The following is a 10,192-nucleotide window of genomic DNA, read 5'->3' as shown; positions in this document are numbered from 1 at the left end:
GTTTCATCATTAGAAAAGACTAGAACTTTATCTAAAACAGAAACATTAATGTCATCTAAAGGTTTTAATCCTACATTTTCTGCATCAACAAAAATTACTTTCAAAACTATCATTAACCTACGTGGAATTAGGTTATTAAGAAAGCATATTCCGACTTTGCATAATATGACTTTTCTCTCACTTTTCGACTCTGGTGTAAGCACTTAGCTTTAGCGCATAACGCTTGGCATAAGGTGCGCTTACGCCATACTTACTAAACCAATTACACTTCAAACCAAAACTGCCGAGCGTCCAGCGTCACCTTAATGCCTTTGTTATGTGTTTTTTTTCGGTTTCTGTCGTTTTGAATTGTGCCAATTGAACTCAGTATTTACTGGACAATCAGCTAAATGGTATGAATATAGTCTAGGAGAAATGGTAGGAAGATTAAATTCTTTGCCAAGTTGTTCGGGCGTCAAAACCTTAGTTTTTAGTGATTTAACCACGGGATTATTCTTCTGAGCTTCCAGATTTTTGACCAGCCTAAAATCCATAGTTAAAAAGCAGTAACAATCATTCCTTTCGGCTGTGACAATATGCCAAATATCCTGCGAATTCTTCTTACCTAAGACATCAATTAGGTCCCGGTATAGTGGGTCTAATTTTGATGCAAGCCTATCTTTTCTTTGCTCTTCAAGACTTCTGCAGCCAGCACCGATAGCAAATGTATAATCAGGGTCATGGATAACTCGCATATTAAGCCCTTTGAATAGCGAACTATCAAATATTCCGTACCCTCTAAATCTTCCCATAGGTTGAGTCAGCTGCTCATCTTTCAATTCATCAGAAAGACATAACTCAAGAACCTCACGCCTCGCAAGATCAATAATACTAGGTAGATACTTGATTGAAGTGTATTCTCGGCCTTCACACCCTTCTTCATGTACTGGAATCCGAGAAAGGGAACCAGTTTCTACTTCAGTATCTCCCCACTTTTTTTTCCCGTTTGACACCCATGCAGTTTCGTGTGTAACACCATGAAATAAAACTGTGTTATCCACCAAAATTGAAGTAATACCGAGCCGACGTAGATTTTGTTCAATGCGCATATTTTTGAATTCAATGTACTTATCAACAATTTTTGGCAGTAGTTTATACTGAACCTTTTCCTTTAATCTCACCTAACGCTCCCTCTTAATTACGCACAAACACATAACGCTTGCCATAATACGCCAGCAACGTATTACGGTAATGTTGATAGACCACCGAAAACACCGTAGCCAATTCATACCTAGAATGCCGAGCGTTGAGGGTCGTATTGATGGCTTTGTTATGGCTACTTTTCTGAGCGTATGGTGTTCAATTTTCCCACGCTACCGCCAAGCAAAGTGTGTGATTTTCTGCTCGCACGCATGATATACCACCAAGTGCTTAACGATAAGAGCACTTTACTATTTTATTGTTAATAATCATATTGTTAATAGCTAACGTTGCCGTCAGAAATAGCGCTGCTTTCACGTTAGACAAATGAATATGATTTTTGCTGGATCGAGCAGAGATAACTCGCTGTGCGTTGTAGAGTGGAAGGGGAATCCGAATAACTGACGAAATTATGAAAGCCCCCTTTAACTGGCGTTGGGGAAGCAGTTGCTCTTGATAAGATGCTACTAAACAAACAGTTAAACATCAGCGAAGCTACCATAGAATTACCAGCCTTATCGCTTTTTAACCTATGCAAATCGCTGCCAATATTTCAGTTCATCGAGCTTCAAATACGACTATATTTTGTAGCCATAACGCCTTGGCATAAGGTGCGCCAACGCTGAACTTACTAAACCCAATACACTTCAAACCAAAACCGCCGAGTGTTGAGCGTCACCTTAATGCCTTTGTTACCCGGCCGTTTGACTTGGGTTAAGCAGCTTGCCTGCCATGATGAAATGCAATTAAAAAAGACGCTGATTAAGCGCGACAAACACCTAACCCAAGGCAGGCAAATTCAAAACTATAACCACGAAAATTACTGCGTGTTTACCCACAAAATAGCGGCTACGATAAAGTTAGCACTATGGTTTACCTAGAAAAGACGAACCAGAAACGCTCGCCAATGTTGATTAAAAGGCTGCCCAACTAAAGCCGCGAACAACACCAACAGTTCAAATATTTGCGGCAACCACCAAAATGTAACCACTTCCCTACCAACGCACCGACCACAATATTGAAAGCGGCATCCTCGATGATGGCGCGGTAATAGCTGAGAAATTCAAGAACTGGTCAGTACGCGGAGCATCAACCGCCACTGCCGAACCATGGTTAAAACCAATACAGAAGTTAGCGCGGTGACCAGTGAACATTCACGCAAGCCGTTGAGAAGTTTAAAAATAAGAAGCCGCTACAAACGAGGAACTATTCTAACTGCATACGAATTTATCTGGAATTGACCAACTCACAGCAACAGCGGAGTTAAGTACACAAAAAGAACTGAACCAAGTCGGGTAACGCCAGCAATAAGGTGTGCCCCACTGAAGTGGCAAAGCGCACCGAACTCCATACCAAAACTGCCGAGTAAAACGCATCACCTTGATTGCCTTGTTATGGCTTCAAGCCTCTGTTACTAAAGCGTTTAACTAAAGACAGAACAAGCCAATATACTGCCGATTGTGCCACAAATGTTGGGATAAACCATGTCAACCAAATAAAAATCGCATAGAAATAATCAAAACTGCATTCACTAGTATCGATTTCTTTGCAAAAGACTTCCATTGTATTATGCTCAATGGCAATAGATAAAACTATACTGGCAATAATGATAGAAACAATGACCGCAAATATTAATAAGTTTTTCATTGTGTACAACCCTTTGATTTCCAAGGTTGAGTTAAATAAACCTTTGAAACTCTTGCACCATAGTCAGTTACTTTCTCGGCTCCAATAAAGTTATATATTGAAGCTATTTTTGCTATTGTCGGATTATTAATACGCTCTTGTATACGCTTTAGAATTATCACACCAAACTCAATATTATAGTGGGGGCAGTTGAGACTATTTTTTGTAACTCCCAATTTTCGCCAGTATTTGTAATGGATATTCATTGGCAATACACTTTTTCTTAAAGGAAACACATCTTCTAAAAAATCAGGATAAAGCCTCTCATAATAGCCATGAGTAGTTTCCATGTACATAATTGCCATAGTCAATCGAGGATCAACACCATGTTTTTTTGATATTTGAATTATTGGGCCACACCACCGTCCAACTTCGCTTTGAGAGTCAGCTTCAAACCAAGGTGCCGACCCATTAGCATTTTCATTAGATGCAATTTCAAAAATTGCAGGAGTATTCTTAACAATACTTTCTTTACGATCATCACGCATATTTAAGATGGGAGTATTCATCACGCATTCTCTCCTTATAACAGTAAAAGACAGAACCATACAAACACAGATGCATATCAAGTAACTGTGTGGATACATATGCGAGTTAAATCACTTCTGAGCCATAACGCTCGCCATAATACGCCACAACGTATTACGAWMATGTTGATARACCACCGAAAACACYAMAGCCAATTCAGACCTAGAATGCCGAGCGTTGGTGGTCGTATTAATGGCTTTGTTACCCGGCCGTTCGACTTGGGTGAAGCAGCTTGCCTGCCATGATGGAAGGCAGTTAAAAACAGCACTGATTCAGCGCGACAAACACCTAACTCAAGGCAGACAAATTCAAAACTATACCCACGATAATTACTGCGCGTTTACCCACAAAATAGCGGCTACGATGAAGTTAGCACTATGGTTTAACTAGAAAAGATGAACCAGAAACGCTCGCCAATATTGATTAAAAGGCAGCCCAACTAAAGCCGCGAACCACGCCCACAATTCTATTTCTTTCGGCAACCACCAAAATGTAACCACTTCCCTGCCAGCGCACCGACTACACTATTGAAAGCGGCATTCCTCGATGATGGCGCGTCAATAGCTGAGAAGTTTAAGAACATTTTAAACACCTAGTCACAACCGCCACAGCCGAACCATGGTTAAAAGCAAATACAGAAGTTGGCGCGGTTACCAGCGAACATTCACGCAAGTAGTTAAGACGTTTAAAAATAAGAATCCGCTACAAACGACGAACGAATCTTACTGCATACGGATTTCACTGGAATTGACCAACTCGCAGCGACTACGGAGTTAGGTACACAAAAAGAACTGAACCAAGTCGGGTAACGCCTTGGCATAAGGTGCGCCAACGCATTACTTACAAAACCAAATACACTTCAAACCAAAACCGCCGAGTGTCAGGCGTCACATTAATGCCATTGTTACCCGGCCGTTTGACTTGGGTTAAGCAGCTTGCCTGCCATGATGAAATGCAGTTAAAAATGCGCTGATTAAGCGCGACAAACACCCCACTCAAGGCAGACAAATTCAAAACTATAACCACAAAAATCACTGCGCGTTTACCCACAAAATAGCGGCAACGATAAAGTTAGCACTATGGTTTACCTAGAAAAGATGCACCAGAAACGCTCGCCAATATTGATTAAAAGGCAGCCCAAACTAAAGCCGCGAACATCGCCCGAAATTCTTCTGTTTACGGCAACCACCAAAATGTAACCACTTCCCTTCCAGCGCACCGACAACAATATTGAAAGCGGCTATCCTCGATGATGGCGCGGCAATAACTAAGAAATTTAAGAACTGGTAAGTACACGGAGTATCAACCGCCACGGCCGAACCATGGTTAAAACCCAATAAAGAAGTTGGCGCGGTTACCAGCGAACATTCACGCAAGTCGTTGAGACGTTTAAAAACAAGAAGCCGCTACAAACGACGAACGATTCTAACTGCATACGRATTTATCTGRAATTGAKCARCTCACAGCAACAGCGGAGTTAAGTACACAAAAAGAACTGAACCAAGTCGGGTAACGCTCGCCATAATACGCCACAACGYATTACGAACATGTTGATAGACCACCGAAAACACCACAGCCAATTCAGACCTAGAATGCCGAGCGTTGGCGGTCGTATTAATGGCTTTGTTACCCGGCCGTTCGACTTGGGTTAGGCAGCTTGCCTGCCATGATGAAGTGAAATTAAAAACTGCGCTGATTAAGCGCGACAAACACGCAATTCAAGGCAGACAAATTCAAAACTATAACCGCGAAAATTGCTGCGCGTTTACCCACAAAATAGCGGCTACGATGAAGTTAGCATTATGGTTTACCTAGAAAAGATGAACCCGAAACGCGTGCCAATATTGATTAAAAGGCAGCCCAAATAAAGCCGCGAACAACACCCACAGTTCGAATATTTGCGGCAACCACCAAAATGTAACCACTTCCCTGCCAACGAACCGACCACAAAATTAAAAGCGGCATTCCTCGAAAATGGCGAGGCAATAGCCAAGAAATTTAAGAATTGAGAGTACGCGGAGCATCAACCGCCACGGCCGAACCATGGTTAAGACAAAGTACAGAAGTTGGCGCGGTTATCAGCGAACATTCACGCAACTCATTGAGACGTTTAAAAATAAGAAGCCGCTATGAACAAAGAACGATTCTTACTGCATACGAATTTATCTGGAATTGACCAACTCACAACGACAACAGAGTTAGGTAAGCAAAAAGAACTGAACCTAGTCGGGTAACGCATGCAATAAGGTGTGCCCCACTGAACCAGCAAAGCGCACTGAACTTCATACCAAAACCGCCGAGTGTAACGCATCACCTTGATTGCCTTGTTAAATTACTCTTCACAGTTCCTCGTTGTTGACCATTTTTGCTCTGCTTCAAAGTCAATGAACTCCGCTAGTTTAACCATATTAATACCCAGCACAAGGAGCCACTGAAAGTCTATTTTGGGTTGAATATGCCGACGCCTTAGCAACTTTTGATACACTGATGGTTCATAAACACTCATTCTCTGTAGATACTGTTCAGAACACTGACCACCACTGTGTTGAATAACATTTCTTACTTCAACTAGATCATGTACTACAGGCAAAGGAAGCGGTGATTTTTTTGAATGAACACCGATATGAAATAACTTTTGAAAGCTATCAACTCGTTTTGGATAAGCACTCATAGCATGATCTAGAACTTTACGTTGAATCAGAGCATCTTTAATATCATCAAGGTCCCCTAACTCAAAGATTTCTTTATTACTGAGTTGCTTTTGATCATTAGCTAGTAACTCAACATTTCGCCATAAGATATCTTCAGTTATTTCATTTAAGAAAATCTCAAAATTTGTTACCAACTGTGATACTGAGTGATTAAAAAGATTTCTTGATAGATTTCGAGAAATCGTGTCAAAATTTTTATCTTTTATTGTAATTTTTGGCGTGGGAAGTTCATTTGCCTCTTGCCCTCGTGGCCTTCTCGGAGCGAAAATCTGAGGTTTAACTGAATAATCAGTAATTGGCATTTTGCTACCGATATGACTAAAAAGCAGCACCTCACTAATATAGTTAACCCACTCTGTTGTCCGAATGCAAAAATCATCTAAAGCGTCTGATTTATCACCTATTGGGATGATTTCAAAAGGAAGCGTAATATTATTAATATCAACTGATTCTATAGTTAGTTCATTACTCAAAGTTTTCTCCTGTAATTTAACGCCTGCAATAAGGTGTGCCAACACTGAACCTTCCAAGAACACCGAACTCCAGACTAAAACCGCCGAGTGTAATGCATCACCTTGATTGCATTGTTATAAATCTGATTTCGCCTTTATATACAAAGCATGTACTTCTGCTGATTGAGAAAAGTCTATACAATATGCCAGCTCTATAGCTCTACCATCTTTTGATTTATAAACAGCCATGTTTTCACTTCGTAGTACTTCACTTACCTCAAAGAACGCATCTAGTGACAGATTAGAAAACTCTCTATAACCTTGCATTGCCGTTAAAGCATCGTTAGCAACATCGGAGCCCTTATAGTAAGTTGCGATGCAAGAAGAAAGAGCAAAACTCTTAAACAATTGTTCATCACTTTGAGAACTTAATGGGCTTGCATTAGCTCCAAGACTACAAAAAGCGATAAAAATCGCACTAACTAATCTTCCAGTTTCCATAAGTAAGCCTTCTTTGCTTGTGGGAAGTAACAATTATCCGTACACCTAGATCCCGTCCAAATACTTGCATGTCCTGACGCGTCTAGCCAAGTATCTACATCAACGACTAAAATCCCCTTATAGCCAGCAAGCTTATTACTATTTGGGCTTTCAACCACAACATCTGGTTCACCAAATTTTTGATACAAGAAATTGATTAAGTCTCTAACTCTGTAGATGTACCAATTCCCTTGACCTCCAGATACTGTCTTGTTTTTGATGTATGGGACTTTATAGCCAGCAAAATTGAGTGCATATGACATACGTATAGCACAAGCATTTTCAAATCGCCCCTGCTCAGGAGTTAACACATTAATATTGTGATTTATTTTACCTCCGATAATTGAACCTACTTCTGATACACCTCGATTTACCTTTGCAAAAGCTACCTTCATTTTGAGTAAACTAGGACGTGCAACCATTGAAAACCTCCTTATGAATTATTCAGACAAAAAGATCTCACAAAATATGTAGTTACCGTAATGGCAAGCTGATTATTCTGGAAGGTGCTCAAAGTAAGAGGTGTAACAATGAAATTGACAGAAGAGTTATAACGCCTGCCATAATACGCCACAACGTATTACGTTAATGTTTATAGACCACCGAAAACACCACAGCCAATCATACCTAGAATGCCGAGCGTTAGTGGTCGTATTGATGGCCTTGTTAGCACGTGGAAACCATATTCTGTATGGTCACCACTTCTGTCGGGCGAATAAAAACAAGGATACATTTTGATCTAAAGAAATAATCTAAGATTATATCTCACCACCAACATGCAATACTTAATTCATCTGGGTCATGTGGCAAACTGAGTAACTTGGTCGTCGACCCTATATACCACCGCCTGAAGTTTCGACGCCTAGCTCCAAATGGAGATAGTCCTTCTAAAACTGCTTGTGCATTTTGAACCATAGGATCATTTATATTTTTGCCAGAACGAATATGCTCATGTAGCAAAGGAACAAGTGACCGATAAACTTCTTCCGCTTTGTTTTTCGTACTAATTTGTTTATATGCTAAGCTAAGTAAACTTCCCAGAGGTGATGCAGTTCGAAGCTGACCAACCGAACTCAATGCTGACATTTTTTACTACTCCATAGTAACCAAAATACCCAAAAATCCGTAAAAAAGAAAATAATCACATCAACGCTGATATTACTCGTTTGTTTCCAATACACGATAACAGGCATAATTAAATTATAAACCGCGCTTGAAACATACAGCAAACCAATGAGCTTATTGACTTTATAGCTAAAAATTGAATGTCTGTAACCCAAACTAAAAAGAGCTATTAATGTAAAAACCAAAATTGGAAATTGAAAAGCTTCTACTAGTGGAAAATATGACTCCGTTATATATATTTCTTTGGGCGCTGCTGAAAAGTATCCCATCACCATATTGGCAATAAGAATACCCCAAAAGAAAAACTTAGTAAGATTGGTATACATTATTAACTAAACCTGACTACCTTTGTTAATCAATGAGCATATCAAAGCATACGGTATTCATTTGATACTAATTCAGGAAAATCGAGGCAAACCACAAAACCAAACAAATTTACTGTAACTGATGCATTTGTTAACTATAACCATAAGATTCACGATTAAACGTGCTAACGCCTGCAATAAGGTGTGCCCCACCGAGACCAGCAAAGCACACCGAACTCCGAACCAAAACCGCCGAGTGTAACGCATCACCTTGATTGCCTTGTTATATGCGTATTTTTAATACTTGGAAGAACTATTTAAAATGATGGGAAAGCAATACATAGAGCTGGTATTGCCCTATGCATTGACAATAAGCGGCAACTGAGACAGTTATTTGTAGAATGCTTCTACTTCACCTTTTAGTGTAATCAGCATTGGATTACCGTAGCGGTCCTTTGCTTTAGGTGACGGGATTTTTACCCAACCTTCACTGATACAATATTCTTCAACATCAGTACGCTCTTTACCATTAAGGCGAATACCGATGTGATGTTCAAAACACTCTGCTACAAAGTGTGGGCTACGAGAGTTACCCGATAAGTGATCTGGCAGAGTTGGTTTTGAGTTAGTGTCGCTCATGTTTATGACCTGAGATAGAAATATGGTGCGTCATTCTAGACAATACCGAACCATGCCTCAAGAAATTAACACCTCCGGGAGCATATAACGCCTTGGCATAAGGTGCGCCAACGCTGAACTTACAAAACCAAATACACTTCAAACCAAAACCGCCGAGTGTTAAGCGTCACCTTAATGCCTTTGTTACCCGGCCGTTTGACTTGGGTTAAGCAGCTTGCCTGCCATGATGAAAGGCTGTTAAAAAATGTGCTGATTGAGCGTGACAAACACCCCACTCAAGGCAGACAAATTCAAAACTATAACCACGAAAATTTCTGCGTGTTTACCCACAAAATAGCGSCTACGATGATGTTAGCACTATGGTTTACCTAGAAAAGATGAACCAGAAACGTGCACGAATACGGATAAAAAGGCAGCCAAATTCAAGCCGCGAACATCGCCCGCAATTTGATTGCTACGGCAACCACCAAAATGTAACCACTTCCCTACCAACGCACCGACAACAATATTAAAAGCGGCATTCCTCGAAAATGGCGAGACAATGGCTGAGAAATTTAAGAACGAGTAAGTATGCGGAATAACAACCGCCACGGCCGAACCATGGTTAAAAACAAATACAGAAGTTGGCGCGGTTACCAGCGAGCATTCACGCAAGTCGTTGAGACATTTAAAAACAAGAAGCCGCTATGAACAACGAACGATTCTAACTGCATACGGATTTATCTGGAATTGACCAACTCACAGCAACAGCGGAGTAAAGTAAGCAAAAAGAACTSAACMAAGTCGGGTAACGCTGGCATAAGGTGCGCCAACGCTGAACTTACAAAACCAAATACACTTCAAACCAAAACCGCCGAGTGTCAGGCGTCACCTTAATGCCTTTGTTACTAGGCCTATCGACTTAGTTTAAGCAGCTTGCCTGCCATGATGAAAAGCAATTAAAAACGGCGCTGATTAAGCGCGACAAACACCCAACTCAAGGCTGACAAATTCAAAACTATAACCACGGAAATTACACGGAAATTAC

Annotated in this window: 16 protein-coding genes; 5 read left to right on the top strand and 11 right to left on the bottom strand. The window is 40.6% G+C overall.

The window, feature by feature from the left end; translation table 11 throughout:
- Window positions 1-314: 314 nt before the first annotated feature.
- The gene (locus L4C35_RS22620; protein ID WP_128786630.1) at window positions 315-1,160 is read right to left on the bottom strand and encodes a hypothetical protein; all 846 of its coding nucleotides are present in this window, start codon (window positions 1,158-1,160) and stop codon (window positions 315-317) included.
- A 702-nt stretch (window positions 1,161-1,862) separates the two neighbouring features.
- Here L4C35_RS22620 and L4C35_RS22615 point away from each other — a divergent pair.
- Window positions 1,863-2,060 (top strand): hypothetical protein, encoded by a 198-nt coding sequence (locus L4C35_RS22615; RefSeq protein ID WP_094958274.1) that lies wholly within the window; start codon window positions 1,863-1,865, stop codon window positions 2,058-2,060.
- A gap of 114 nt (window positions 2,061-2,174) precedes the next feature.
- Here L4C35_RS22615 and L4C35_RS22610 read toward each other — a convergent pair whose 3' ends face one another.
- From L4C35_RS22610 to L4C35_RS22600, 3 genes are all read right to left on the bottom strand, one after another.
- A complete protein-coding gene (locus L4C35_RS22610) occupies window positions 2,175-2,333 on the bottom strand; it encodes a hypothetical protein (RefSeq protein WP_428464980.1) in 159 nt (52 codons plus the stop codon).
- A 238-nt stretch (window positions 2,334-2,571) separates the two neighbouring features.
- The gene (locus L4C35_RS22605) at window positions 2,572-2,826 is read right to left on the bottom strand and encodes a hypothetical protein (RefSeq protein ID WP_428464979.1); all 255 of its coding nucleotides are present in this window, start codon (window positions 2,824-2,826) and stop codon (window positions 2,572-2,574) included.
- Window positions 2,823-3,377: a hypothetical protein gene (locus L4C35_RS22600; RefSeq protein WP_428464978.1), complete on the bottom strand. Its 555-nt coding sequence runs from the start codon at window positions 3,375-3,377 to the stop codon at window positions 2,823-2,825. Before L4C35_RS22600 ends, L4C35_RS22605 begins: the two co-directional genes overlap by 4 nt.
- A gap of 208 nt (window positions 3,378-3,585) precedes the next feature.
- Between L4C35_RS22600 and L4C35_RS22595 the strand changes: the two genes are divergently transcribed.
- Together L4C35_RS22595 and L4C35_RS22590 are read left to right on the top strand one after the other, a co-directional pair.
- On the top strand, window positions 3,586-3,783 hold the full coding sequence (locus tag L4C35_RS22595) for a hypothetical protein (protein ID WP_428464977.1): 198 nt from the start codon (window positions 3,586-3,588) through the stop codon (window positions 3,781-3,783).
- A gap of 433 nt (window positions 3,784-4,216) precedes the next feature.
- Window positions 4,217-4,366 (top strand): hypothetical protein, encoded by a 150-nt coding sequence (locus L4C35_RS22590; RefSeq protein WP_428464976.1) that lies wholly within the window; start codon window positions 4,217-4,219, stop codon window positions 4,364-4,366.
- Window positions 4,367-4,535: 169 nt separating this feature from the next.
- On the opposite strand, the gene L4C35_RS22585 is transcribed toward L4C35_RS22590, so the two are convergent.
- Window positions 4,536-4,769 carry a hypothetical protein gene (locus L4C35_RS22585; protein ID WP_428464975.1) on the bottom strand — a complete coding sequence of 78 codons (234 nt, stop codon included), beginning with the start codon at window positions 4,767-4,769 and terminating at the stop codon, window positions 4,536-4,538.
- A gap of 241 nt (window positions 4,770-5,010) precedes the next feature.
- Here L4C35_RS22585 and L4C35_RS22580 point away from each other — a divergent pair, with 241 nt between their 5' ends.
- Complete coding sequence (locus L4C35_RS22580) at window positions 5,011-5,208, top strand: hypothetical protein (RefSeq protein WP_428464974.1); 198 nt, start codon at window positions 5,011-5,013, stop codon at window positions 5,206-5,208.
- Window positions 5,209-5,725: 517 nt separating this feature from the next.
- On the opposite strand, the gene L4C35_RS22575 is transcribed toward L4C35_RS22580, so the two are convergent.
- The 5 genes from L4C35_RS22575 to L4C35_RS22555 form a co-directional block, all read right to left on the bottom strand.
- Window positions 5,726-6,640: a hypothetical protein gene (locus L4C35_RS22575; protein ID WP_428464973.1), complete on the bottom strand. Its 915-nt coding sequence runs from the start codon at window positions 6,638-6,640 to the stop codon at window positions 5,726-5,728.
- A gap of 51 nt (window positions 6,641-6,691) precedes the next feature.
- The gene (locus L4C35_RS22570) at window positions 6,692-7,057 is read right to left on the bottom strand and encodes a T6SS amidase immunity protein Tai4 family protein (protein WP_428464972.1); all 366 of its coding nucleotides are present in this window, start codon (window positions 7,055-7,057) and stop codon (window positions 6,692-6,694) included.
- The gene (locus L4C35_RS22565; protein WP_428464971.1) at window positions 7,039-7,518 is read right to left on the bottom strand and encodes a type VI secretion system amidase effector protein Tae4; all 480 of its coding nucleotides are present in this window, start codon (window positions 7,516-7,518) and stop codon (window positions 7,039-7,041) included. Before L4C35_RS22565 ends, L4C35_RS22570 begins: the two co-directional genes overlap by 19 nt.
- 651 nt (window positions 7,519-8,169) lie before the next feature.
- Window positions 8,170-8,547 (bottom strand): hypothetical protein, encoded by a 378-nt coding sequence (locus L4C35_RS22560; RefSeq protein ID WP_428464970.1) that lies wholly within the window; start codon window positions 8,545-8,547, stop codon window positions 8,170-8,172.
- Between the two features lie 369 nt (window positions 8,548-8,916).
- Window positions 8,917-9,165, bottom strand: coding sequence for a DUF3297 family protein (locus tag L4C35_RS22555; RefSeq protein WP_428464969.1), 249 nt, complete (start codon window positions 9,163-9,165; stop codon window positions 8,917-8,919).
- Window positions 9,166-9,339: 174 nt separating this feature from the next.
- On the opposite strand from L4C35_RS22555, the gene L4C35_RS22550 reads away from it, so the two are divergent.
- Window positions 9,340-9,537 carry a hypothetical protein gene (locus L4C35_RS22550; RefSeq protein WP_428464968.1) on the top strand — a complete coding sequence of 66 codons (198 nt, stop codon included), beginning with the start codon at window positions 9,340-9,342 and terminating at the stop codon, window positions 9,535-9,537.
- Here L4C35_RS22550 and L4C35_RS22545 read toward each other — a convergent pair.
- Complete coding sequence (locus tag L4C35_RS22545) at window positions 9,523-9,819, bottom strand: hypothetical protein (protein ID WP_428464967.1); 297 nt, start codon at window positions 9,817-9,819, stop codon at window positions 9,523-9,525. The two genes, L4C35_RS22550 and L4C35_RS22545, sit on opposite strands and share 15 nt — an antisense overlap.
- Window positions 9,820-10,192 lie beyond the last annotated feature (373 nt).

Origin of the sequence: Photobacterium kagoshimensis (assembly GCF_050337045.1) — a bacterium.
In the GTDB taxonomy this organism is placed as follows: domain Bacteria; phylum Pseudomonadota; class Gammaproteobacteria; order Enterobacterales; family Vibrionaceae; genus Photobacterium; species Photobacterium kagoshimensis.
This window is presented reverse-complemented; position numbering and strand designations above follow the sequence as displayed.